We start from the raw sequence: 23,312 nt of genomic DNA, 5'->3' as shown, positions 1-23,312 counted from the left end.
TCCCGTCATTGCGAGGAGCGAAGCGACGAAGCAATCCATCTCTCCGCAAGAGGAGGAATGGATTGCTTCGCTTCGCTCGCAATGACGAAAACGTAGAGCTAGCACCGCGCCGGTTCACCGACCATGTCGGGCTGCCGCCTCAGCGACACCGCAGGCGACATCAGGATCACCAGCGCCTGGGCGGCGAAGATCGCGGCCGCGAGATAGAGGCAGGCTTCGGCGCCGTAGAACCCGCCGACGATGGCGCCGAGCGCGGAGCCGAGCGGGCGGGCGCCGTAGCTCATGATGTTGATCGCCGAGACGCGGCCGAGCAGCGAGGGCGGCGTCACCGATTGCCGCAGCGTGGTGGTCGAGATCACCCACAGGATCGGACCGACGCCGAGCAGGAAGAAGCTGAGGCCCGCGAGCAGCGGGGTCGGAAACCACGTCGTCAGCGCCATCACGGCCGCGGCGACGAAGCCGGTGACCGGGCCGAGCCCGATCACGGTGCCGAACGCCAGCCGCTTCATCACGCGGGTTGCGAACAGCGCGCCGACCACCATGCCGACCCCGTACATCGCGAGCGTCGTGCCGACGCCGGTGGCGCTGAGCCCGAGATGGCGCACCGCATAGGGCACGAACACGGCGAGCAGCAGGAACGATGCGGTGTTGAAGATGAACTGGGTGATGAACACCGGCCGCAGCAAAGCGTGGTGCATCACGAAGGCCGCGCCTTCCTTGATGTCCTGCAGTGGATGACGTCGCGGCGCGGGCGGACGCGCCGGCTCGTAGATGCCGGCGAGCAGCACGACGGCGATCGCCGACAGCGCCGCGGCGAAGCCGAATGCGGGCGCAGCGCCGACCCAGCCGACCAGCACGCCGCCGAGCGCGGGGCCGCTGGCAAAGGCGACGGTGCGCGCAAGCTCGATGCGAGCATTAGCGGCCGGCAATTGTTGTGAAGTCACCAGCGACGGGACCAGCGCGGGCGCTGCGACGCTGTAGGCGACCGTGCCGCAGACCGCGACGAAGCCGAGCAGAGCGAGCAGCGGCAGCGTCATCAGGCCAAGCCACAACAGCAGCAGGATCGCGGCAAGTGCGGCCGCGCGCAGCGCCTCGGAGCCCGCCATCACCCACCGCCGTGACACGCGGTCGGCCAAGAGGCCCGCGGGGATCGCAAACAGGATGAAGGGCAGCGTCAGTGCGGTCTGCAACAGGCCGGTCTGGCCTTCGCCGACGCCGAGCAGCAGCACGGCGACGATGGGCGCAGCCGCAAGCGCGATCTGCTCGGCCGATTGCGCGGCGAGGTTGGACCAGGCGAGGCGATTGAAGGTGGCCGGCAGGCGAGGCGTATCGGCGGACATGGCAGAATCCCTGGGACATTCGATCTGGCCATACTGTGTGGTTGGACGACGTCCGATCCCACCCGTTTTCAGACAACGCGTCAGCGTCCTCGCCATGCGAATGGTGTCACGCGCGAAATTGGCATCGGCGTCGATCCGCTGCGCCGAACATGCACTGTGGTTACCGCTGCATCGGCCTGACGCTCGCGCCCGTTCTGGTGATTGTCCGCAAGCGATCCGCTGGACGAGCGATCCCTTCGGTGCGGCATCGCTGGCGATCCCTCCGCCCTGGGCCTGGATGCGGCGGGTTTTTGCGGTGCCGGGAAGGCGGGGCGGCGGTCGCGCCTTCGTGAGCCTAGATGCAGTTGCAAATGAGTTGCAATAACGAATGAGTTCGGCCATCTTGGCAGCATGGACGCTCGGACCCCTGAAATGCCTTCCGTTTCCCTTCCCACCACCTTGCCAGGAGGCTGGCGGGGTGACGCCGGACACACGCGCAGCCTTCCAGAGGTGAACGCGACCGTCGCTGTGCCCACCGGCGGCCTGTGGTGGCGGCGGCTGCTGGCCTTCGCCGGACCCGGCTATCTGGTCTCGGTCGGCTACATGGACCCCGGCAACTGGGCCACCGATATCGCCGGCGGATCGAAGTTTGGCTACACGCTGCTGTCGGTCATCCTGCTCTCGAACCTGATGGCGATCCTGCTGCAGGCGCTTGCGGCAAGGCTCGGCATCGCCACCGACCGCGATCTCGCCCAGGCCTGCCGCGCCACCTATTCCCGGCCGGTGAATTTCGTGCTCTGGCTCGCCTGCGAGGCTGCGATCATCGCCTGCGACCTCGCCGAAGTGATCGGCACTGCAATCGCGCTGAAGTTGTTGTTCGGCATTCCCCTGATCGGCGGCGCGCTGCTCGCGGCGCTCGACGCGTTCCTGCTGCTGCTCCTGATGAACCGCGGCTTCCGCTTCCTCGAAGCCTTCGTGATCGCGCTGCTGATCGTCATCGCGGTCTGCTTCGTGGTCCAGATCGCAGCCGCCGCGCCGCCGATTGCCGGCGTGATCGGCGGCTTCATGCCGTCGCGCGAGATCGTCACCAATCCGGAGATGCTCTACATCGCGATCGGCATCATCGGCGCCACCGTGATGCCGCATAACCTCTATCTGCACTCCTCGATTGTGCAGACCCGCGCCTATCCGCGCACCGAGGAGGGGCGGCGCGATGCGATCAAATGGGCGACCACCGACTCAACCATCGCGCTGATGCTGGCGCTGTTCGTCAATGCTGCCATCCTCGTGCTGGCGGCCGCGACCTTCCACAAGAGCGGCCATTCCGACGTCGCCGAAATCGACCAGGCGTTCGAGCTGCTGTCGCCGCTGCTCGGACTCGGCATCGCCTCGACGCTGTTTGCCGTGGCGCTGCTCGCGTCGGGCCTCAACTCGACGGTGACGGCGACGCTGGCCGGCCAGATCGTGATGCAGGGCTTTCTGAACCTGCGGATGCCCAACTGGGCGCAGCGGGTGGTGACGCGCGGCATCGCGATCGTCCCGGTCATCGTGGTCGCTGCGCTCTATGGCGAGAGCGGCACCGCACAGCTTTTGGTTTTCAGCCAGGTCGTGCTGTCGATGCAGCTGCCGTTCGCGGTGATCCCGCTGGTGCGCTTCGTGTCCGACAAGCGCAAGATGGGCACGTTCGCGATTTCGCTGCCGGTTGCGGTGACGGCCTGGATCGTCGCCGGGCTGATCGTGATCCTGAACGTGAAGCTGCTGATCGATACGTTCTTCGGCACCTAGAGCGTCTGACGCGCCAGAGCGTTTTCAAGCGAAGTGGACGCCGGTTCGCGTGAAGAAAACGCGTCAAAACAAGAATCTAGAGCTTCGGTTCTGATTCAATCAGAACCGAAAATGCTCTAGTCCTGCGGCTCGGCCAGCGCTTCACCCGTGGCGTCGACGCGCAGCCAGCCCGACGGCGCGAGCCGTTGCTGCGGCAGGAAGCGGCCCTTGTAGTCCATCTTCTTCGAGCCCTCGATCCAGTAGCCGAGATAGACGTAGGGCAGGCCCTGGCGGCGGGCGCGGGCGATATGATCGAGGATCATGAAGGTACCGAGCGAGCGGGCCTCAAGCCCCGGCTCGAAGAACGAATAGACCATCGACAGCCCGTCGCTGAGCACGTCGGTCAACGCCACCGCCATCAGCTCGTCGCCGCGGCCGGTGATGGCGCTGTCGGCATTGCGCTTGCGGTACTCGATGATCCGGGTCTCGACATGGCTGTCCTCGACCATCATCGCGTAGTCGAGCACCGTCATGTCGGCCATGCCGCCGTTGCGGTGGCGGCGGTCGAGATAGGCCCGGAACACCGAATATTGCTCTGATGTCGGCACCGCGGTGCGCTGCTCGCCGATGATGTCGGCGTTGCGGGCCAGCACCTTGCGGAAGTTGCGGGAGGGGCGGAATTCGTTGGCGACCACCCGGACCGAGACGCAGGCCCGGCAGGCGTCGCAGGCCGGGCGGTAGGCGATCGACTGGCTGCGGCGGAAGCCGCCATGGGTCAGCAAGTCGTTGAGATCGCCAGCTTTGTCGCCGACCAGGTGCGTGAAAACCTTGCGCTCGTGCCGGCCCGGCAGATACGGGCACGGTGAGGGCGCCGTCAGATAGAACTGGGGGGTATCACGCGAGTGCTGGGTCACGTCAGATCGTCGGGCTCCACAAACAATACAGGCAGCCGAGTTAGCATCGCCCTCCGGAGGCTAACGGTCAATTGGTTTAGGGGGGCCTAATAATAGGCCCGCGCGGCCGGGCTGACCTGGGTCCGGACCGAGCTGTTGATAACGACGGTTCCGAGGATGATGTCGTGCAACAGCCGGCGGCGGCCGTTGAGGAGTCCGATCAGCAGCACCAGCGGCGACAGGAACGAGATCGTCACCCAGAACAGCACCGCATGGGTGGCGCCGAGCACGAAATAGCCGCGCGCGCCGTACCAGGTGCGCAGTTCCAGATCCATCATGCGCATGCCGATGGTGGCCGAGTGCTGCCCGCCGATCGAGGCGCCGTAATAGACGATGGCCCAGACGATCGAGGCCGGCGACACCAGCCAGAACAGCGCCCAGCCGAGGCCGAGCGTGACGACGCCGAACACCGCGATGAAGATCACCGCCAGGATCACCGGCACCGACAGCACGACGAGGTCGATCAGGAACGCAAACACGCGTCGCGTCAGCACGCCGCGGAACAAGTCCGGCTGCATCAACGGATCGAACGCATGCGGGGGAACGCCGCCGTCGTTGCGCCAGGTGCCGCTGTCGTTGCCATAGGACATGACCAACCTCCGATGAAAGTCCCGCGCAGGACATGGGAGCAGGAGGCTCGCCTGCCAAGTCCGCGCGAACATCAACTAGCCGAAATAATCAGGCGATTCGGCGGCCGGAAGCGCCCGCCCCGGTGTAGGCTGGAGGTTGTGCGACGACGGGGGACATATGGGGACACAAATCGGGTTGCGCTGCCGCTGCGGAGAGGTTCGAGGCGTGGTCACGAACGCGGCACCGACAGCTGTCAATCGCGTCGTCTGCTACTGCGACGATTGCCAGGCGTTCATGCATCGGGTCGGCCGGGCCGATCTGCTCGATGTCCACGGCGGCACCGACATCGTCCAGGTCGCCCCGGCGTCGCTCAGCTTCGTGCAGGGACATGACAAGATCGCCGGGCTGCGGCTGACGCCAAAGGGGCTGTACCGATGGCACACCACCTGCTGCAATTCGCCGGTGGGCAACTCGCTGACACCTGCCGTCCCGTTCGTCGGAATTGCGGTGCAGGCCTTCGACGGCGGCGCGTCGCGCGTGGACGAGGTTTTCGGCAAGCCAACCGGCGCAATCCTCGGCAAATATGCCATCGGCGAAGCCCCGAAGGGATCGACCGGCTTCAACCCGTCGCTGATCCTGCGCGTGATCGGCAAGGTGTTGGGCTGGCGCCTGCGCGGCAGGACCTGGCCGCATCCGTTCTTCAAGCGCGAGACAAATGCGCCGATCTACCCGCTGACGGTGCTGTCACAGGGCGAGCGCGAGGCGCTGCGCCCGCTGTGCGGTCCACGTCCAACCGCGCCGGCCGGACCCGTGTAGCGCACTTACGATTCCGCCTTGATCTTCTCGGCGGCCTGCGGTGCGAAATAGGTGAGGATGCCGTCGGCGCCGGCGCGCTTGAAGCCGACCAGGCTCTCCATCATCGCGCGCTCGCCGTCGATCCAGCCATTGGCGGCGGCGCCCGCGATCATCGCGTATTCGCCGGACACCTGGTAGACGAAGGTCGGCATCGCAAAATTGTCCTTCACGCGGCGGACGATGTCGAGATAGGGCATGCCCGGCTTCACCATCACCATGTCGGCGCCCTCGGCGATGTCGAGCTCGACCTCGCGCAACGCCTCGTCGGAATTGGCGCTGTCCATCTGGTAGGTGCGTTTGTCGCCGGTCAGCGTCTTGGCCGAGCCGATGGCGTCGCGGAACGGGCCGTAGAACGCCGAGGCGTATTTCGCCGCATAGGACATGATCTGCACGTCGCCAAAACCGTTGTCGTCGAGCGCCTCGCGGATCGCGCCGATGCGGCCATCCATCATGTCCGACGGCGCGATCACGTCGCAGCCGGCCTCGGCCTGGGTCAACGCCTGCTTGACCAGCACCGCAACCGTCTCGTCGTTGAGGATCCTGCCGTCTTCGATCAGCCCGTCATGGCCATGGCTGGTGAAGGGATCGAGCGCGACGTCGCAGAGCACGCCGATATCGGGAAATTCCTTCTTGATCGCCCGCACCGCCTGACAGACCAGATTGTCAGGATTGAGCGCCTCCGAGCCCTGCTCGTCGCGCAGCGACGGCTCGGTGAAGGGGAACAGCGCGATGCAGGGAATATTGAGCTTGGCCGCGCGCTCGGCGTCGCGGACGATCTGGTCGACGGTGAGGCGGTCGATGCCCGGCATCGAGACCACCGGCGTGCGGGTGTTGTGGCCGTCGACTACGAACATCGGCCAGATCAGATCGTTCGTGGTCAGCACGTTCTCGCGCACCAGGCGGCGAGCCCACTCGGTCTTGCGGTTGCGGCGCATCCGGATCGTGAGGTCGAGCGAGGGGGAGGCGAGGGCCTCGGTCTGGCGCCGCGGCGCATCGCGCAGTTCGATCGGGCGCCCGAATTTGATCGCCATGTCTTCTCTCCTCGGGGACGGCTGGTCTGGACCTGATATAAGTCCAGTTCTAGCACCTGACAGGGGCGCCGTCATTGCGCCGCTATTGCACCCCTATTGCATCCTTGGCGCCCTTGATTTGCCGCAACGGCAATTGATTTTGCGCGGCTGGCGGGCCAAGACTGCGCCATGAACCCCATTTGGCAGCCGTTCTGCGGCGATTCGGATGTCTGACACCTCTGCACGCGATCAGGCGCGGGACAACGCCATCTCGGTGAGCGCGATCTCATCCGACCGGATCGAGCCGGACGACAATGCGTGGACGCGGCGCCTCGTCATCTTCCTGCGCATCATGGCCGTCGTCTCGGTCGCCAAGGGCCTCTATCACTGGGCTCAGGTCACCGGCTTCGTCGGCGGCGAGGAGGAGGCCTTCGAGAACCAGTCGATGGCCTGGCAGACCGCGACGATCTATTTCGCTGTCATCGAGCTCGTCGCGGCCGTCGGTCTCTGGCTCGCGACGCCCTGGGGCGCCGTGGTCTGGCTGACCACTGTTGTCTCGATGGCGGTCATCGAGCTGATGTTTCCCGGCATCTATGGCGGCAGCCTCACCGTGGTCGGGCTCGAGGCCGTGATGCTCGCGGCCTATCTCGCGCTCGCCTGGATGGCGGCGCGCGAACGCCCGCCATAGATCCGCACGCCGCGACGGCGGGATCGACTGTTGCCTCGCCGCGACAGCGCGACGAATAGCGGATACCGGCTGCCAATATATGGCTGTCGTGCGCGCAACGAGAAGACAGCGCTATTGGTTCTGTTACGTGGGTGCCACAGATCGTACCCCTTTCGAGACACCCCATCGCGGGAGCGTCTCTGCGGGACCTGCCGTCGGGACCCATTTCTTTCGGATCTTGGCGCACGCGCTAGCCGGCTTTGCGCTGGTCGACGGCGGAACTGGTCTGCCTGCCGCAACACGTGGCCGGCCGCTTACGTGCAGCGCGTGCACATCCCGCGACGTGACCCCATAAAATTTTCAGAGAATTTTCCGGTAACCGATCGGTCACCGTAAAGGGTTCCCTCATACGCGTTACGCCACCGTTTCGAATTCGAACGAAGCTGTTTCCGAATGTGACAGGACAGGCAGACGAAGCGTGAACAGGGGGCTGCCACCGTCAATGAAAAGTTGCGAAAAGCCCTTGATCCATGGGCTTAATCCACGATTCACTGTCTTAAATTCATGATCTCTTTATTCTCTTATTTAAGCGGATATTCAAACGGCCCCCTTACGTTGGACCTATCAGGCGGGACACAAGTTTCGTCGAAATAAAGTCGATAAAAACGACAAACAGGGGAAGTGTCATGATGAAAGCCGTTGCGACAACGGCGGCGGATGCCGCCGATCGCGCTACCGGTCAAGCTCCGGTGCAGCCGCTCTATCTCGAAGCCCTGACTTTGGTGGAGCGGCTGCATCGCCGCCTCCTCGACGTCATCAAGGACGAATTCGACCGCCGCGGCCGCGCCGACATCAATTCGGTGCAGGCGCTGCTGCTCTACAACATCGGCGATAAGGAGCTGACCGCCGGCGAGCTGCGCACCCGCGGCTACTATCTCGGCTCCAACGTCTCCTACAATCTGAAGAAGCTCGTCGAGCTCGGCTTCCTCGATCATCAGCGCTCGCGTGTCGATCGCCGCTCGGTCCGCATCCGTCTGACCCCGCAGGGCCAGGAAGTCCGCAAGATCGTCGATGCGCTCTATCAGAAGCACGTCAAGACGGTCGAGCAGGTCGGCGGCATCTCGAACGAGGAGTTCGCGAGCCTCAACAAGTCGCTGCATCGCCTCGAGCGCTTCTGGACCGACCAGATCCTGTATCGCCTCTGATCCTTCCTTTGTTCGCCTGATGGCCAAGCCGGCCGCCCAGAAGACCGGCAGCCTTCCTCCAGTCAACGCATCGGTCATGCCCGGCCGATGCGCTTTTCATGCTGCACCTGCGAAAATAAATCGGGCCCGGCAAGGAACCAAGGCGTTCCCCGAAGCTTATCCCTTGGCCAACAGAAAGGCAGGGATATGCTGGTCGAACGCGGGATCGAGGTGCTGAATGTCGAGGTCGTCGGTGACGCCTACGCGATCGCCTCGAACTATCTGCGCAAATCCGGTGCCATTCCCGACACTTTCGCCACCAATGAGCGCCTCCTCAGCATCATCGTGAAGCTGTTCCAGCGCGGTGAGTTGAACCGGCTCCGCCTCGCCAACAAGGCGATCGCGAAGTTCGAGGCCGAGACGCTGGTGGTCGCCTGAGCGTCAACCCGGAGACATCAATGGAAGCCGCGATCGATCGGATCATGCAGACGTATGATCTGCTGCTCAACCGCACGTCCGCTGCGAGCGACGAAGCGCGGGCGAAGGTGACAGAGTACGTGCAGACTCTGTTCGAGGCGGGCGAGCGTGATACGCATCGGCTGACCGTGTGCGGACTGACCTATCTGCGCCAACTCGACGGCAGCACCGACCATGTGAAGGCCGGGTATACCGGGCTGTAAGGTCAGCCTGGTTTCGCAGACCGTCTCCACGTCATTGCGAGCGAAGCGAAGCAATCCCTGTTTCAACTTGGCGATGCGATGGATTGCTTCGCCGCGTTGCTCCTCGCAATGACGGGGTGAGTTTCTGATTCAACTGTCAAACAGCTAGTTCGGTGTCATCACCCGCGAAAGCGGGTGATCCAGTATTCCAGAGACAGGGGGGCTTGAGCCGAGAGGCCGCGGCGTACGGGATCGCCCGGTCGAGCCGGGCGATGACAGTTGTGGGTGAGGCCACAGCTCCGCATTCTCGCGACATGATTTGTCCGAGCTTTGCTTCTCGTTCCGCCCTCTCCTTGAACAGAGGGCGCAGGGAAAGCCGGGTGCCGATTGCACCCATGGGTCCCGTGCAAAGGTAGAAAGCACGGGGGTAGGACCACAGGTGTAACCGGAGCAATCCGGCTTTCCCTGCGCGATGGTTTTACGGCTTACTTCGTGCTCTCCCCGGCGAGACTGGGCTTGCTTGTCACCGCCCCCGCATCACGCCTTCGCGTGTTGCGACGAGACACCGGCCACTAGGGCGTCAGGACCACACGACTTCACCGTCCGCCTCGCATGCGTTCGTCGCTTGCATGATCAGCGTCCACCGCATCTCACCGCAACACCCGTGACGATGCGCAGCGCCCCTCGATCGGGTGAGACGGGCAGACCATACACTGAGTTGTATTTCTGATAAAGCGAAATATTTTCGCGCGCGAGGCTTGACAGGTTTTGCTGAGTTGCCCGTCGGGTTGTTCTGTTGCGGCATCTCACCGATGAATTCGTGTTCGAACTCTGAAAGCCGGGTCTGCAGTCCGCTGCTCTGCTGTCACGCGCAAAATTCACTGCACTGAGATTGTTTTGATGATCGAGAAGATGCGCGCCATCTCAGCCGTGTCCTAGCTGTGAGCGATGTCACTGTCAGTCTCTGTCTCGCGTCGTAATGCCGCATTCGGAACCGGCAATGTGTGATCGGTTCGTTATGACGCTGGCCGCGCCGACACTACGCTACCGCTCATTGAAGTGCCGGCCTCTCGAGGAACTGGTCCACGATGTATGGTGGCGAAGGCAACGATACGCTGGGAAGCAGCCTCTCGGGCTCGGACAACTGGGAGGGTGGCGGAGGCAACGATTGGTTGTATGCGAGCTGGAGCAGTTCGGCTTGGGGCACCTTTTATGGCGGCGACGGCAACGATCTGATCGAGGGCGGCAATACTGTCAGCACGAACTACGAGTTCGGCGGCGCCGGCGATGACTACGTCTTTGAGGACCAGGGCGGTCTGACCACGCAGTCCCATTACATCGACGGCGGTCCCGGGCGCGACGCCCTATATGGCTCGAACGGCAGCGATACGATTTTCGGCGGCGACGGCAATGAGAGTGGTGCCAGTATCAACGCGGTCGGCTTCGGCGCAGCGCCGGGCTTGTACGGCTACGCCGGCAACGACATCCTGGATGGCGGCCGCGGCAATGACCTGATCTTTGGCGGTGACGGCAACGATTTGATGTATGGCGGCACCGGCAACGATACGTCGTATGGCGGCAACGGCAGCGATACGCTGGTCGGAAATGACGGCACCGATCTGCTCGAAGGCGATGCCGGCGACGACTGGATCTACATGAGCGCCGGCGACCTCAGCAACGCCTACGGCGGAACCGGCAACGACGTCATGATCGCCACCCAGGGCTCGGTGGTCATGAACGGCGATGACGGCAACGACGTCATGTACGGCTTGGGTGGCAACGACTATTTCTACGGCGGCAATGGCGACGACACCATGTATGGCGGTGAAGGCGTCGACGTTCTGCTCGGCGGCGCCGGCAACGACTATTTCGATGGCGGCACCGGCGTGAACTACTATTTCGGCGGCGGCGGCAACAACACGTTCGTCTCCAACGATGTGCCGGGCGTCGAAGTGGTTCAGGACTTCAACGCTGCCACCGATACCGTGCAGCTGAACGGCACAGGCTTCAGTTCGTTTGCGGACGTGCTGTCGAACTCCTACCAGAACGGCGCCTATTTCGTCATCCAGGTCGACGGCGACACCGCGGTCTGGCTGAACGGCGCGACGGCAGCCACGGTGACGGCGGCGAATTTCTCGATCGTGTCGTAGCTGCTCGCGCGTCATCGAAGTGCATTGGAGAACGGCGACCACGCAAGCGGTCGCCGTTCGCACACATTCGTGGCCGAGGCGGGGATCGCGGGCGTAACCAAAAGAAGGACGCGGGAGCGGGGATATGCTGGGGCCAAGCTTTCACGTTGCTCGTCAGGGCGGTGATCTGCGATACAGCCTTGGCGAGTTTTATGCTTTTGCCACTGGCTTGCGTTGAGCGGCTCGACGTTCGGCCGGATCGTTCGAATCCGCCATTTGAAGCTTTTGGAGCTGTTCTGCGATCGTTCCGCGACGGTGGCCGGCGGCTAAGCTTCTGTAGCCTAGGTCGAATTTCGCCGTGGCCCCATTTGCTCCATCGATGCGTCGCGGTTTTGCCGCGCCGCGTTCGCTATGCCCCAACTCTGTTCATATACCTTACTAGGTAACACAGGCGTCATTTGTTCGTGGTCTGTTTCGGTTTTTGGACCGATTGTGTATCCGAGATGATTATACCTCCTCATGGCCGAGGCTTGCCCGCAGGCGTCAGTGACTGAAAAGCCGAACGCGCTGCCGCGGGCGTCATGACGGGGTCCGTCAACGCCCGCTTTAGCCGTTCGGCCTGCTCCCTCGTCAGCTTCTCGGCAAGGCTGTGATCCTGCAATAGCGCCGGCCCCTTGCGCTCTCGATCATAGACCATCCAGCCGGTGCTTCCTTGCCGAACGAGGAACCTGGCCTGTCCAGTTGCTGTGTAACTCAATGGTACCGCCGATCTGCCGAATAAAATCCGCCGATTAATTCTTCGATCCGCGCGCCAGCTCATTCTACTATGTCACTCTGGCTCACGTCTAATAGGTCATTGCATCCGCCAAATCGTTCAACTCGAATGCTTCTAAATCACGGCATATGCCGATCAATATAACGGCACCTCAGCTGGGCGTGCGGTCGCATCGTCCTTTGGTCTAATCCCGTCCGAAGTGCTGTTCACTTTGTGCCACGCGCAGCAGGAGAGCGAGGCAGATTGCGCGTTGCCGTGTGATGTTGGTTGTGGCGTCAGCTGTGCCGACATCGACGAGGCCTGCCCGCGAGCCGCTCGAAACAAAGCAAGCGAAAACCGACCGGTGAGGTGCGGCGATTTGCAGCACAGGGTAGCCGCGCCCTCCGGCTTGCCGAAGACTGTGGCGAATGGTCGCTAAGGGTGCGCAGACGCGTGATCGGCGAGCGATTCCTTCCCTGACGGAACGGCGCTCTTCGATTGGCGCTGTGACCACGTGCCCGGATGCAGCCGACGATCAGGGGCTTCATCGGCAAATTCAGGAGGAAGCCACATGATCTCGTCCCACATGCGCCTGTTCGGCGCGGTCGTCGCGCTATTGCTTGGGGCGAGCGGTCCGGCACCCGCGCAGCAGCTCGAGCTCAAGCTGATGGCGCCGGCGGCGCCCGGCGGCGGTTGGGATCAGACCGCGCGTTCGATGCAGCAGGCGCTGGTCGCGGCCGGTGTCGCGCGCAGCGTCCAGGTCACCAACGTTCCCGGCGCCGGCGGCAGCGTCGGCATCGCGCAGTTCGTCAACGGCGCCAAGGGCGACGGCAACCAGATGATGGTCAACGGCTTCGTCATGGTCGGCGCGCTCGCCATGAACAAATCGCCGGTGACGCTGGATCAGGTGATGCCGATCGCGCGCCTGACCGAGGAGATCCAGGTCATCGTCGTGCCGGCCAACTCGCCGATCAAGACGGCGCAGGATCTTGCCGCCGCGATGAAGGCCGATATCGCCAAGGTGACCTTTGCCGGCGGTTCGGCCGGCGGCGTCGACCACGTGATGGCGGCGCTGTTTGCTGGCACGGTCGGGGCCGACGCCAAGAAGATCAACTACATTCCGTTCTCCGGTGGTGGCGAATCCCTTGCCGCCATTCTCGGCGGCAAGGTCACCGCCGGCATTTCCGGCCTCAGCGAGTACGATGGTCAGATCAAGGCCGGCAAGCTGCGCGCGCTCGGCGTGACCTCGGCGCAGCGTTTGCCCGGCGTCGACATTCCGACCTTCAAGGAGCAGGGCATCGACCTCGTGCTGGCCAATTGGCGTTCCGTGGTGGCGCCGCCCGGCATCACGCCGGAGCAGCGCAAGGTGCTGAGCGATGCGGTCGAGAAGATGGTGAAGTCCGATGCCTGGAAGGAGATCCTGAAGCAGAAGGGCTGGGATGACGCCTATCTCGGCGGCGATGCCTTCGCGGATTTCCTGAAGAAGGAAATCGTGCGTGTCAGCGATGTGCTGAAGTCGGTCGGCCTCGTGAAGTCATGATGCCGGACAGCGCTTCCGACAATCTGCCGCGCGAGCCGGCACGACGCGTCGATCGCGCCGGCGTCGTGATCGCGGCCGCGCTCGCTGCACTCGCTGCGGTGCTGGTGTGGGACGCCAGCAACCTGCCTGCTACCACGATGTACGGAATGGGGCCGGAGGCGATGCCTGTTGTCATCGCCATCGGCCTTATCATTCTGGCGGTCGGCAATCTCTTCGATGCGCTGCGCGGCAACCTGCCGCCGCGCGAGAGCATGGACCCGAAACCGGTGTGGCTGATCATCGGCGGCCTTGCGCTGCTGATCGCCATCATCGGCTTCGGCGGCGGCTTCATCCTCGCCACATCTGCGCTGTTCGTCACAACGTCGGCCGCCTTCGGCCGGCGCGCCATTCTGGCCGACACCGCGATCGCGCTTGTCATCACGACGCTGGTCTACCTCGCGTTCGACAAATTGTTGACCCTGAGCCTTCCCGCCGGCCCGCTGGAGCGACTGCTGTGATGGACACTTTCGCCGCGCTAGCGCATGGCATGGCGGTCGCCGTGCAGCCGATGAACCTGCTCTATGCGCTGATCGGCGTGTTCCTCGGCACCGCGGTCGGCGTGCTGCCGGGCATCGGACCGGCGCTGACGGTCGCGCTGCTGCTGCCGGTGACCTACAAGCTCGATCCCGGCGGCTCGCTGATCATGTTCGCCGGCATCTACTATGGCGGCATGTATGGCGGCTCGACCACCGCGATCCTGATCAACACGCCGGGCGAGAGCGCGTCGATGGCGACCGCGCTCGAGGGCAACAAGATGGCCAAGGCCGGCCGCGGCGGCCCGGCGCTGGCAACCTCGGCGATCGGCTCGTTCGTGGCCGGCACCATCGCCACCATCGGCCTCGCATTTCTCGCGCCATGGCTGGTCGATTTCGCTGTTCGATTCGGGCCGGAGGATTACTTCGCGCTGATGTGCGTCGCCTTCGTCACGGTGTCGGCAACCTTCGGCGACTCGCCGGTCCGCGGCCTCACCAGCCTGTTCATCGGCCTGACGCTCGGGCTCGTCGGCATCGACAAGCTGACCGGGCAGGCGCGGCTTGCGTTCGGCATCCCCGAGTTGCTCGACGGCGTCGAGGTGACGACGCTGGCGGTTGGTCTGTTTGCGGTGGGCGAGGCGCTCTATGTCGCCTCGCGCCGGCATCACGCCGCGGAGAAGCTCGAGCCGGTGCGCGGCTCGCTGTGGATGACGAAGGAGGACTGGCGGCGGTCGTGGAAGCCGTGGCTGCGCGGCACGCTGTTCGGTTTTCCGATCGGCGCACTGCCGGCCGGCGGCGCGGAGATCCCGACCTTCCTGTCCTATTCCACTGAGCGGCGGCTTACCAAACACCCGGAAGAGTTCGGCAAGGGCGCGATCGAAGGCGTCGCCGGACCGGAGGCCGCCAACAACGCGTCCGCCGCCGGCACGTTGGTGCCGCTGTTGACGCTCGGGCTTCCGACCTCGGCGACCGCAGCGATGATGCTGGCGGGCTTTCAGCAGTACGGCCTCAATCCGGGGCCGCTGCTGTTCGCCGAGCGGCCCGATCTGGTGTGGGGCCTGATCGCGAGCCTGTTCATCGCCAACGGCATGCTGCTGGTGCTCAATCTGCCGCTGGTCGGGCTGTGGGTGCGGCTGCTCGCGATCCCGCAGCCCTGGCTCTATGCCGGCATCCTGGTGTTTGCCACCATGGGCACGATCGCGGCAAAGCCGTCGGTCGTCGAGCTGTCGATGCTGGCGGCGTTCGGCGTGATGGGCTTTTTGATGCGGCGGTTCGATTTCCCGATTGCGCCCGTCGTCATCGGCTTGATCCTCGGGCCGATCGCCGAAAGCCAGCTGCGCCGCGCGCTGGCGATCAGCCTCGGCGATCCCATGGTGCTGCTGCAAAGCCAGATGTCGGCGACACTGCTCGGCATCGCGCTGATCGCGCTGCTGGCGCCGTTCGTGCTCAAGGGGCTGGGGCGGTTCAAGGCGAACGAGGATTAGGGCCCTTCATCCCCAGACCGTAAAAGGCCCGCTCCGGGGCTCGCATTTCGGAGCGGGCCAGTCTGGGCACGGCAAATGTTGCCGCGGCGCGAACCTAGCGCGACTAGCTGACACCATCCTGACGACGGCCGAAAAAGAGAGGCGGCTGAACGCCGCCTCTTTGTTTCCAGGTTTTTCGTGAACTGAATGTTCAGCTCACCATTTGTAGCCGAGGCTCGCCGTGATGCGGCGGCGATCGCCGTAGTAGCAGGAGCTGATCGTCGCGCAGCTCGCGACATAGATCCTGTCCGTGACGTTCACGACGTTGAGCGCCGCGCGCCAGTGGTTGTCCCATTCGTAATGCAGGGCAAGATCGCCCAGCACGAAGGCGGGGACACGCGCGGTGTTCGCCTGGTCCGCAAAGGACGAGCCGACGTAACGGATGCCGCCGCCGAGGCCGAAGCCGCGCAGCGGGCCGTCGCTGAAGGTGTAGTCGGTCCAGACCGAGGCGAGCTGCCGGGGCGTGTTGGTCGGCACGGTGCCGATCAGCGCGGGGTTGAGGTCCTTGCTGACGAACAGCTCATAATTAGTGTAGCTCGCAACGAGCTTGAAGTCGCGCGTGATATTCGCGACCGCCTCGAGCTCGACGCCGCGCGAGGTGACCTCGCCGTTCTGGGTCTGGAACAGGGTGTTGTTCGGATCGGTGGTCAGCGCGTTCTTGCGCTTCAGGTCGAACAGCGCGACGCCGAACCGTGCGTTGAGCCCGACCGGTTCGTACTTGACGCCGACCTCGGTCTGCTCGGAGGTTTCCGGCAGCAGCAATTGACCGGCCGCATTGGTGCCGATCACCGGATTGTAGCCGGTCATGTAGGAGACATAGGGCGCAACGCCAAAGTCGAAATTGTAGATCGCGCCGACGCGGCCGGAGAACTTGCTATCGTCGCGGCTCTGCGAAGTGCCGATCCGGTTGTTGTTGTTGAGATCGACCCAATCCTGGCGTCCCGACAGCACCACGGTCAGGCGGTCGAGCTTGACCTGGTCCTGCAGATAGACGGCGGCCATGCCCTGGGTGAGATAGGCGTTCTGATACAGCGGGCCGCTATACGGCAGATTGGTGCCGTAGATCGGATTGAGCAGGTTGAGGTTCGTGCCCATGCCAAAGCCCTGGCGGTCGTCGATGCCGTAATATTTCAGATCGACGCCGGCGAGCGCGGTGTGCTGCAGCGCGCCGGTCGAGAAGCGATATTCGAGCTGGTTGTCGAGGTTGAGTTGGGTGGCGATGCCGCGGGTGTAGAAATTGCCGCGCGTGATGTCGGCGGCGGCCGGCGTCGTCGCGTAGCCGAGCCCGTAGAGGCCGGCATAATAGACGTCGACATGCGCCATGCGTGCGTTCTGGCGGAAGTCCACGCTGTCGGAGATGCTCTTCTGGAACTGGTAGCCGACCATCTCCTGGTCGCGACGGAACTGGTCGACGCTGGGATCGCCGACGAACAGGCTGGTCGGAATCCGGCCGAACGGTGCGTTGGTGACGGTGCCGACATAGGGCAGGAAGTTCAGCGCGCGGGTGTTGCTGTGTGAGGCCATGCCGAACACGGTGAGGCTGGTGTCGGCGTCGGGCCGCCAGGTCACCGACGGGGCGAAGAAGAAATTGTTGTCGTAGACATAGTCGGTCTGGGTGCCGCCGCCCTGGGCCTGGCCGACGAGGCGGTACTGCACTTGCCCGCCGCCGGGCTGCGCCGTCGCGCCGCCGATGTCGAACTGGGTATAGGCGTTGCCGAAATTGTTGATGCCGGTCTCGATGTAGCGGATTGGTTCGGCCGACGGCAGCTTGCTGATCGCGTTGACGAGGCCGCCCGGCGCCGAGCCGCCGTACAGGATGCCGGACGGGCCGCGCAGCACCTCGACGCGTTCGAGATTGAAGGGCTGCAGCTTCCAGCTCGCATAGGAGGTGTAGAACAGCTGCAGGCCGTCGAGGAACAGTGACTCGTTCTGCGCGGGGAAGCCGCGGATCAGGAACCAGTCGTTGCGGAAGTCGGCGCCGTAGGTGCCGCCGACCACGCCCGGCGTATAGCGCAGCACCTCGTCGAACTTGCTGACGATCTTCTGGTCGCGGATCTGCTCGGCGCTGATCACCGTCACCGATTGCGGCGTCTGGATGATCGGCGTGCTGGTCTTGGTGCCGCTTGAACTCTGCCGCGCCAGATAACCGATGACCGGACCGTTGGCGCGTTCGTGTCCGCCGCCTGCGCCGGCGGCTTGCTCCGCGATCTGCGGCTGTGCTCCCGAAGGCGCGGTCGTGGCACGGCGCGCGGCACTTCGCGCACGCGCAGTGCGTTGTGAGGACTGTTGCTGCGATCTCGCCGATTGCCGGTGCGGCGCCTCGACGGTCACGGACGGCAATTGCGTCTGGGCGAAGACCTCGTCCGCACCAACAAGCGAAAGCACCACCGTTGCCGAAACAGCGAGCTGCCTCGACCCAATCCACCTGCACGACATTTATTCCACGCTCCGTAAAAAATTCTCGAGCGAGTCGTTATCACGATGATTTTCGGGAATAGCCCGCGCGCGGTTAGAAGCTATCGAAGCTGTGCGCAATGCGCGTGTGTGTGACCGCGAGACAACGGAGTGCGACAGACAATTGCACGCGTCGCGTGAGTGCCTTGAATCGATCCAGTGTTGAACGATTCAAACATCGAACGATTCAAAATCGTCGCGTGAGACATCGTCGCGTTGACTCGATGCATCGCCATCGCGGGCGTTGTGATCGAGAGGTTCGCAAGTCGCGTGCATGTGGTGTTCGTGTCTCGCGACGCGCGAGGGTGACGAACAGTTCGGGCAGACGAGCACCGGAGTCGTCAGTCCGCACGTTCGGGCAATCCGGCAGGGGGCGTCTCGTCCGCTCTCACGGGGCGGCGCAACCATGCCCCGCCGGAGCGCCTGGAACCGGACGGCGGGGGCCGGCCCGGTTGCTGGCAATCCCCGCCATCCCCACCATATCTGGCATAATTGACCGCCGGGGACCGCAACCGCTTGGCCATTTTGGGGCGATGTGATAACGCTCTGAAACCAGCTTCGACCGCCACTCGTGACCGTCCGCATCCTGCCTAAGGGCTTGCGGCGGTGGAGATATTTCGCCGATGACTTCGTCCTCCAAAACCGCTTCCGCGCCCGATTCCTTCTTCACGGCTGGTCTCGCCGAGGCCGATCCCGAGATCGCTGCCGCGATCAAGGGCGAGCTCGGCCGGCAACGCCATGAGATCGAGCTGATCGCCTCGGAAAACATCGTGAGCCGCGCCGTGCTGGAGGCGCAGGGCTCGGTGATGACCAACAAATACGCGGAGGGTTATCCGGGCGCGCGCTACTACGGCGGTTGCGAATGGGTCGATGTCGCCGAGACGCTGGCGATCGAGCGCGCCAAGAAGCTGTTCGGCGCCGGCTTCGCCAACGTCCAGCCGAACTCCGGCAGCCAGATGAACCAGGCGGTGTTTCTGGCGCTGCTGCAGCCCGGCGACACCTTCATGGGTCTCGACCTCGCGGCCGGAGGCCATCTTACCCACGGCTCGCCGGTCAACATGTCCGGCAAGTGGTTCAAGGCCGCGCACTACACCGTGCGCCGCGAGGACCAGCTGATCGACATGGATGAGGTCCAGAAGCAGGCCGAGCAGGTCAAGCCGAAGCTGATCATCGCCGGCGGCTCGGCCTATTCGCGCGCCTGGGACTTCAAGCGCTTCCGCGAGATCGCCGACAGCGTAGGCGCGTATCTGCTGGTCGACATGGCGCATTTCGCGGGCCTCGTCGCCGGCGGCGTGCATGCTTCGCCGGTGCCGCACGCCCACGTCACCACCACGACGACGCACAAGTCGCTGCGCGGTCCGCGCGGCGGCCTGATCCTCACCAATGACGAGACGCTGGCCAAGAAGCTGAACTCGGCGATCTTCCCCGGCCTGCAGGGCGGCCCGCTGATGCACGTGATCGCGGCCAAGGCGGTGGCGTTCGCGGAAGCGCTGCGGCCCGACTTCAAGGTCTACGCCAAGAACGTGGTCGAGAACGCCAAGGCGCTGGCGGAGACGCTGCGCAGCCACGGTCTCGACATCGTCTCCGGCGGCACCGACAACCATCTGATGCTGGTCGACCTCAGGCCGAAGGGGCTGAAGGGCAACATCTCGGAGAAGGCGCTGGTGCGCGCCGCCATCACCTGCAACAAGAACGGCATCCCGTTCGATCCCGAAAAGCCGTTCGTCACCTCGGGCCTGCGTCTCGGCACGCCGGCTGCGACCACGCGCGGCTTCGGCGTCGCCGAGTTCAAGCAGGTCGGCGGCATGATCGCGGAAGTGCTCAACGCGCTGGCGCAGTCGCCGGACGGCAAGGCGCCGCTGGTCGAGGCCGCGATCAAGGAACGCGTCAAGGCGCTGACCGATCGCTTCCCGATCTACTAGTAGAGTTCGCTCGTAAGGGTCTCGTCGAATGCGTTGTCCGAGCTGCAACTCTCTCGATACGCAGGTCAAGGACTCGCGTCCGACCGAGGACTCCGCCGTCATCCGCAGGCGGCGCGTCTGCATGGCCTGCAACTTTCGCTTCACGACCTTCGAGCGGGTGCAGCTGCGCGAGCTGACCGTCATCAAACGCAACGGCCGCCGCGTGCCGTTCGATCGCGACAAGCTGGTGCGCTCGCTGCAGATCTCCTTGCGCAAGCGCCCGGTGGAGTCCGAGCGGGTCGAGAAGATGGTGTCGACGATCGTGCGCGAGCTCGAAAGCGGCGGCGAGGCGGAGGTCTCCTCGGAGGCGATCGGCGAGATCGTGATGGAGCATCTGCGCCAGCTCGACGACGTCGCCTATGTGCGCTTCGCCTCGGTCTATCGTAATTTCCGCGAGGCCAAGGACTTCGAGGCCGTGCTCGACGAGCTGACCGGCGAAGAGGACCCGCGGGTCGCGACGTTGCGAAAATGATCTTCCGGATTCTGGAAGAGCAGCTCGGGCAGAAAGCCAAACAGGCCAAGGAGACGGCCAAGGCCGCTGATCTGCGCTTCATGCAGCTTGCGCTGGTGCTTGGCCGCCGCGGGCTCGGGCGGACCTGGCCTAATCCGGCGGTCGGCGCCGTTATCGTCAAGGACGGCGTGATCGTCGGCCGCGGCTGGACCCAGCCGGGCGGCCGCCCCCATGCCGAGGTCGAGGCGCTCCGGCGCGCCGGAGAGGCCGCGCGTGGCGCGACGCTCTATGTCACGCTCGAACCCTGCTCGCATTTCGGCCGCTCGCCGCCTTGTGCGGATGCCGTGGTCGCGGCCGGGCTCGCCCGCGTGGTCTCCGCGATCGAGGACCCCAACCCGGAAGTCGCGGGGAAGGGCCACGCCAAGCTGCGCGCCGCCGGGATTGCGGTCGATGTCGGGCTGTGTGCGGCGGAGGCCGCGCGCGACCATGCCGGACACTTCCGCCGCGTCCGCGACAAGCGCCCGCACGTGATCCTCAAGCTCGCGGTATCCGCCGACGACAAGATCGCAGCCGGCGGCCACCGACCGGTTGCGATCACCGGCGAGGCGGCACGGAGGCGCGTGCATCTGCTCCGCGCGCAAAGTGATGCGATCCTTGTCGGTATCGGCACGGTCAGAGCCGACGATCCGCTGCTGACCTGCCGGTTGCCCGGCATGACGGCGCGCTCGCCGGTGCGGCTGGTGCTCGATCGCGCGTTGCGCATCTCGGGCGACAGCCGACTTGTGCATAGCGCGCGCGAAACGCCGCTCTGGGTGATGACCTCTGATCTTGCGGAGGCGCCGGCGGCCATGAAGCTCGGTGCTGCCGGGGCAGAGGTGATCCGCGTTGCTTCCAGCGCGCAGCCGGGGCTCGACCTGCCGGCGGTGTTGCATGTGCTGGCGGAGAAGGGCATCACGCGGCTTTTGGTCGAAGGCGGCTCGCGCGTGGCAAATTCTTTCGTCGCAGCCGGCCTTGTCGATGAAATCTGGCTGTTGCGCGGACCTGGTACGATCGGCGCCGAAGGCGTTCCCGCGCTGGACGCATTGCCGCTCGACGCAATCACGCAGTCGCCGGGCTTCAAGGTTCGTGCTAGCGAAACCCTCGATAACGACAGTCTCACTATCTACGAGCGTGCGTAATGTTTACCGGAATTGTCACCGATATCGGTGAGATCACCAGCCTGAAGCCGGTGGCGCAGGGGCAGCTGCACCGGATGCGGATTGCCTGCGACTACGACCAGACCACGATCGCCGACGGCGCCTCGATCGCCTGCAATGGCGTCTGCCTCACTGTGGTCGCCTCCGGCACCGCGGATGGCAAGACCTGGTTCGACGTCGATGCCGCGGCCGAGACGCTCGGCATGACCACCGCCAAGCACTGGGCGCAGGGCGGTCGGCTTAATCTCGAGCGGGCGCTCAAGATCGGCGACGAACTCGGCGGTCACATCGTGGCCGGGCATGCCGACGGCATCGCCACCATCGTCAAGCGCGACGATCTGCCCGACATGGCGCGGTTCGAGCTTCGAACCACGCGCGAACTGGCGCGTTTCATCGCGGCGAAGGGGTCGGTCACGCTGGACGGCGTGTCGCTGACCGTGAATACGGTCGACGACGTCACGTTTTCGGTGCTGATCATCCCGCACACGCTCGCCGTCACCACCCTGGGCGGCTGGAAGGCCGGCAGCGAGGTCAATATCGAGGTCGATCTGATGGCCCGCTACGCGGCACGGCTGTCGGAGATGAAATAGTCCCGGCTTCGCCGGGCGTTGCAACCAAGACCGACGTGGTTACTTGGTTGTCCGGCCGGGGCAATTCCAGCCCGATGGCCCATGCGTTGTTAGCCAAGCCGACCTGAAAAATCGGGCTGTTTGCGGTGACATCCGGGCCGCTATTGCCCTTGGCTTTGCCGTCCGCTGCGCCTAAAACGCAGCACAACTCTTCCCCAAGTTCCGATTGGTATTGCAATGGCTGACGCGCGGCGCGCACCCCTGAAGGACCAGACCGACATCACAGGCGCTCGCGTGCTGATCGTCGAGGCACGGTTTTACGACGACATCCAGGATGCGCTGCTGGAAGGTGCGCTCGCCGAGCTGAAGACCGCGGGTGCGACCCATGACTTGATCACGGTGCCGGGCGCGCTGGAGATTCCGGCTGCAATCGCGATTGCGATCGATGCGGCGGCGGCGAATGGCAAGCCCTATGACGCGGCGATCGCGCTCGGCTGCGTGGTGCGCGGCGACACCATCCATTTCGAGATCGTCTCGCAGGAGTCCTCGCGCGGATTGATGGATCTGGCCGTGAGCCGGAAATTCCCGCTCGGCAACGGCATCCTCACCGTCAACACCGAGGCGCAGGCCTGGGCACGGGCGCGCGCCAGCGAGTTGAACAAGGGCGGCGACGCGGCGCGCGCGGCGATTGCGATGCTGCGGATCAAACGCCGCCTGGCAAAGGCCTGACCATGGCTGACAGCAAGAAGCCCGCGAAAGCCCCCGACCGGAAAGCCAACCGGCGCGGCGCCGCGCGGCTCGCCGCCGTGCAGGCGCTCTACCAGATGGACATTGGCGGTGCGGGCATCAACGACATCTTCGCCGAGTTCGAGAGCCACTGGCTCGGCAACGAGGTCGAGGGCGAGAAATATCTGCCGGCGGAAGCGGCGTTCTTCCGCGATGTCGTCTCCGGCGTGGTGCGCGACCAGGCCAAGCTCGATCCCCTGATCGACGAGGCGCTGTCGAAGGGCTGGCCGCTGAAGCGGATCGACGCGATTTTGCGCGCGGTGCTGCGCGCCGGTTCCTACGAGCTCGAACATCGCAAGGACGTGCCGGGCCGCGTCGTGGTGTCCGAATATGTCGACGTCGCGCACGCCTTCGTCGAGAAGGACGAGACCGGCATGGTCAACGCCGTGCTCGACCAGATCGCGCGCCAGTTCCGCGGCGATGAGTTTGTGCGCGGGTAGAGGGAAGCCATGCCTC

At 64.5% G+C, this 23,312-nt stretch carries 21 protein-coding genes; 16 read left to right on the top strand and 5 right to left on the bottom strand.

The window, feature by feature from the left end; all coding sequences use genetic code 11:
• Nucleotides 1-98: 98 nt before the first annotated feature.
• Nucleotides 99-1,340, bottom strand: coding sequence for an MFS transporter (locus tag G6P99_RS26525; protein ID WP_029081118.1), 1,242 nt, complete (start codon nucleotides 1,338-1,340; stop codon nucleotides 99-101).
• Between the two features lie 390 nt (nucleotides 1,341-1,730).
• On the opposite strand from G6P99_RS26525, the gene G6P99_RS26520 reads away from it, so the two are divergent.
• Nucleotides 1,731-3,104 (top strand): Nramp family divalent metal transporter, encoded by a 1,374-nt coding sequence (locus G6P99_RS26520; RefSeq protein ID WP_029081119.1) that lies wholly within the window; start codon nucleotides 1,731-1,733, stop codon nucleotides 3,102-3,104.
• 116 nt (nucleotides 3,105-3,220) lie between these two features.
• Here the strand turns inward: G6P99_RS26520 and G6P99_RS26515 are convergent, their stop codons facing one another.
• Both G6P99_RS26515 and G6P99_RS26510 read right to left on the bottom strand, forming a co-directional pair.
• Complete coding sequence (locus tag G6P99_RS26515) at nucleotides 3,221-3,997, bottom strand: arginyltransferase (protein ID WP_029081120.1); 777 nt, start codon at nucleotides 3,995-3,997, stop codon at nucleotides 3,221-3,223.
• An 86-nt stretch (nucleotides 3,998-4,083) separates the two neighbouring features.
• Nucleotides 4,084-4,626 (bottom strand): RDD family protein, encoded by a 543-nt coding sequence (locus tag G6P99_RS26510; RefSeq protein ID WP_029081121.1) that lies wholly within the window; start codon nucleotides 4,624-4,626, stop codon nucleotides 4,084-4,086.
• Nucleotides 4,627-4,831: 205 nt separating this feature from the next.
• Between G6P99_RS26510 and G6P99_RS26505 the strand changes: the two genes are divergently transcribed.
• Nucleotides 4,832-5,422 (top strand): DUF6151 family protein, encoded by a 591-nt coding sequence (locus tag G6P99_RS26505; RefSeq protein ID WP_198031165.1) that lies wholly within the window; start codon nucleotides 4,832-4,834, stop codon nucleotides 5,420-5,422.
• Between the two features lie 5 nt (nucleotides 5,423-5,427).
• Here the strand turns inward: G6P99_RS26505 and hemB are convergent, their stop codons facing one another.
• Entirely contained in the window at nucleotides 5,428-6,492 is a 1,065-nt protein-coding gene (gene hemB / locus G6P99_RS26500) for a porphobilinogen synthase (protein ID WP_029081123.1), read from the bottom strand.
• Nucleotides 6,493-6,697: 205 nt separating this feature from the next.
• Between hemB and G6P99_RS26495 the strand changes: the two genes are divergently transcribed.
• The 8 genes from G6P99_RS26495 to G6P99_RS26460 all read left to right on the top strand — a co-directional run bounded on the left by G6P99_RS26495 (nucleotide 6,698) and on the right by G6P99_RS26460 (nucleotide 15,400).
• Nucleotides 6,698-7,159: a DUF6163 family protein gene (locus G6P99_RS26495; RefSeq protein ID WP_029081124.1), complete on the top strand. Its 462-nt coding sequence runs from the start codon at nucleotides 6,698-6,700 to the stop codon at nucleotides 7,157-7,159.
• Nucleotides 7,160-7,824: 665 nt separating this feature from the next.
• The gene (ldtR, locus tag G6P99_RS26490) at nucleotides 7,825-8,343 is read left to right on the top strand and encodes a transcriptional regulator LdtR (protein ID WP_018271925.1); all 519 of its coding nucleotides are present in this window, start codon (nucleotides 7,825-7,827) and stop codon (nucleotides 8,341-8,343) included.
• 186 nt (nucleotides 8,344-8,529) lie between these two features.
• Nucleotides 8,530-8,760: a hypothetical protein gene (locus G6P99_RS26485; protein WP_029081125.1), complete on the top strand. Its 231-nt coding sequence runs from the start codon at nucleotides 8,530-8,532 to the stop codon at nucleotides 8,758-8,760.
• A 20-nt stretch (nucleotides 8,761-8,780) separates the two neighbouring features.
• Nucleotides 8,781-9,002 carry a hypothetical protein gene (locus tag G6P99_RS26480; RefSeq protein WP_021078384.1) on the top strand — a complete coding sequence of 74 codons (222 nt, stop codon included), beginning with the start codon at nucleotides 8,781-8,783 and terminating at the stop codon, nucleotides 9,000-9,002.
• A gap of 1,067 nt (nucleotides 9,003-10,069) precedes the next feature.
• Nucleotides 10,070-11,131, top strand: coding sequence for a calcium-binding protein (locus G6P99_RS26475; protein WP_051346247.1), 1,062 nt, complete (start codon nucleotides 10,070-10,072; stop codon nucleotides 11,129-11,131).
• Nucleotides 11,132-12,435: 1,304 nt separating this feature from the next.
• A complete protein-coding gene (locus tag G6P99_RS26470; RefSeq protein WP_165123939.1) occupies nucleotides 12,436-13,404 on the top strand; it encodes a Bug family tripartite tricarboxylate transporter substrate binding protein in 969 nt (322 codons plus the stop codon).
• Entirely contained in the window at nucleotides 13,401-13,901 is a 501-nt protein-coding gene (locus tag G6P99_RS26465; RefSeq protein ID WP_029081127.1) for a tripartite tricarboxylate transporter TctB family protein, read from the top strand. Before G6P99_RS26470 ends, G6P99_RS26465 begins: the two co-directional genes overlap by 4 nt.
• A complete protein-coding gene (locus G6P99_RS26460) occupies nucleotides 13,901-15,400 on the top strand; it encodes a tripartite tricarboxylate transporter permease (RefSeq protein WP_029081128.1) in 1,500 nt (499 codons plus the stop codon). Before G6P99_RS26465 ends, G6P99_RS26460 begins: the two co-directional genes overlap by 1 nt.
• Nucleotides 15,401-15,595: 195 nt before the next feature.
• Here G6P99_RS26460 and G6P99_RS26455 read toward each other — a convergent pair whose 3' ends face one another.
• On the bottom strand, nucleotides 15,596-17,875 hold the full coding sequence (locus G6P99_RS26455) for a TonB-dependent siderophore receptor (protein WP_165123936.1): 2,280 nt from the start codon (nucleotides 17,873-17,875) through the stop codon (nucleotides 15,596-15,598).
• A gap of 641 nt (nucleotides 17,876-18,516) precedes the next feature.
• On the opposite strand from G6P99_RS26455, the gene glyA reads away from it, so the two are divergent.
• The 6 genes from glyA to nusB all read left to right on the top strand — a co-directional run bounded on the left by glyA (nucleotide 18,517) and on the right by nusB (nucleotide 23,296).
• Nucleotides 18,517-19,815, top strand: a complete 1,299-nt coding sequence (gene glyA, locus G6P99_RS26450; RefSeq protein WP_029081129.1) for a serine hydroxymethyltransferase — start codon at nucleotides 18,517-18,519, stop codon at nucleotides 19,813-19,815.
• A gap of 28 nt (nucleotides 19,816-19,843) precedes the next feature.
• Entirely contained in the window at nucleotides 19,844-20,326 is a 483-nt protein-coding gene (gene nrdR, locus G6P99_RS26445) for a transcriptional regulator NrdR (RefSeq protein ID WP_029081130.1), read from the top strand.
• Complete coding sequence (gene ribD, locus G6P99_RS26440) at nucleotides 20,323-21,483, top strand: bifunctional diaminohydroxyphosphoribosylaminopyrimidine deaminase/5-amino-6-(5-phosphoribosylamino)uracil reductase RibD (RefSeq protein WP_029081131.1); 1,161 nt, start codon at nucleotides 20,323-20,325, stop codon at nucleotides 21,481-21,483. Before nrdR ends, ribD begins: the two co-directional genes overlap by 4 nt.
• Nucleotides 21,483-22,091, top strand: coding sequence for a riboflavin synthase (locus tag G6P99_RS26435; RefSeq protein ID WP_029081132.1), 609 nt, complete (start codon nucleotides 21,483-21,485; stop codon nucleotides 22,089-22,091). The genes ribD and G6P99_RS26435 overlap by 1 nt, the downstream gene beginning before the upstream one ends.
• Nucleotides 22,092-22,307: 216 nt before the next feature.
• Nucleotides 22,308-22,799, top strand: coding sequence for a 6,7-dimethyl-8-ribityllumazine synthase (gene ribH / locus G6P99_RS26430; RefSeq protein ID WP_029081133.1), 492 nt, complete (start codon nucleotides 22,308-22,310; stop codon nucleotides 22,797-22,799).
• A gap of 2 nt (nucleotides 22,800-22,801) precedes the next feature.
• Nucleotides 22,802-23,296 (top strand): transcription antitermination factor NusB, encoded by a 495-nt coding sequence (gene nusB / locus G6P99_RS26425; protein WP_029081134.1) that lies wholly within the window; start codon nucleotides 22,802-22,804, stop codon nucleotides 23,294-23,296.
• Nucleotides 23,297-23,312: the final 16 nt, after the last annotated feature.

It is taken from the genome of Bradyrhizobium sp. 6(2017), assembly GCF_011058295.2.
GTDB classification, from domain to species: Bacteria; Pseudomonadota; Alphaproteobacteria; order Rhizobiales; family Xanthobacteraceae; genus Bradyrhizobium; species Bradyrhizobium septentrionale.
Note: the sequence above shows the minus strand (reverse complement) of the source record. Positions and strands in the feature narration are given on the sequence as shown.

Excerpts from the sequence above, each read along its gene's own strand:
- glyA (WP_029081129.1), top strand. The coding sequence starts at position 18,517 with ATGACTTCGTCCTCCAAAACCGCTTCCGCGCCCGATTCCTTCTTCACG.
- G6P99_RS26455 (WP_165123936.1), bottom strand. The coding sequence starts at position 17,875 with ATGTCGTGCAGGTGGATTGGGTCGAGGCAGCTCGCTGTTTCGGCAACG.
- G6P99_RS26520 (WP_029081119.1), top strand. The coding sequence starts at position 1,731 with ATGGACGCTCGGACCCCTGAAATGCCTTCCGTTTCCCTTCCCACCACC.
- G6P99_RS26480 (WP_021078384.1), top strand. The coding sequence starts at position 8,781 with ATGGAAGCCGCGATCGATCGGATCATGCAGACGTATGATCTGCTGCTC.
- G6P99_RS26495 (WP_029081124.1), top strand. The coding sequence starts at position 6,698 with ATGTCTGACACCTCTGCACGCGATCAGGCGCGGGACAACGCCATCTCG.
- G6P99_RS26510 (WP_029081121.1), bottom strand. The coding sequence starts at position 4,626 with ATGTCCTATGGCAACGACAGCGGCACCTGGCGCAACGACGGCGGCGTT.
- G6P99_RS26435 (WP_029081132.1), top strand. The coding sequence starts at position 21,483 with ATGTTTACCGGAATTGTCACCGATATCGGTGAGATCACCAGCCTGAAG.
- G6P99_RS26525 (WP_029081118.1), bottom strand. The coding sequence starts at position 1,340 with ATGTCCGCCGATACGCCTCGCCTGCCGGCCACCTTCAATCGCCTCGCC.
- nrdR (WP_029081130.1), top strand. The coding sequence starts at position 19,844 with ATGCGTTGTCCGAGCTGCAACTCTCTCGATACGCAGGTCAAGGACTCG.
- G6P99_RS26475 (WP_051346247.1), top strand. The coding sequence starts at position 10,070 with ATGTATGGTGGCGAAGGCAACGATACGCTGGGAAGCAGCCTCTCGGGC.
- G6P99_RS26465 (WP_029081127.1), top strand. The coding sequence starts at position 13,401 with ATGATGCCGGACAGCGCTTCCGACAATCTGCCGCGCGAGCCGGCACGA.
- G6P99_RS26460 (WP_029081128.1), top strand. The coding sequence starts at position 13,901 with ATGGACACTTTCGCCGCGCTAGCGCATGGCATGGCGGTCGCCGTGCAG.
- G6P99_RS26470 (WP_165123939.1), top strand. The coding sequence starts at position 12,436 with ATGATCTCGTCCCACATGCGCCTGTTCGGCGCGGTCGTCGCGCTATTG.
- ribD (WP_029081131.1), top strand. The coding sequence starts at position 20,323 with ATGATCTTCCGGATTCTGGAAGAGCAGCTCGGGCAGAAAGCCAAACAG.
- nusB (WP_029081134.1), top strand. The coding sequence starts at position 22,802 with ATGGCTGACAGCAAGAAGCCCGCGAAAGCCCCCGACCGGAAAGCCAAC.
- G6P99_RS26485 (WP_029081125.1), top strand. The coding sequence starts at position 8,530 with ATGCTGGTCGAACGCGGGATCGAGGTGCTGAATGTCGAGGTCGTCGGT.
- ldtR (WP_018271925.1), top strand. The coding sequence starts at position 7,825 with ATGATGAAAGCCGTTGCGACAACGGCGGCGGATGCCGCCGATCGCGCT.
- ribH (WP_029081133.1), top strand. The coding sequence starts at position 22,308 with ATGGCTGACGCGCGGCGCGCACCCCTGAAGGACCAGACCGACATCACA.
- hemB (WP_029081123.1), bottom strand. The coding sequence starts at position 6,492 with ATGGCGATCAAATTCGGGCGCCCGATCGAACTGCGCGATGCGCCGCGG.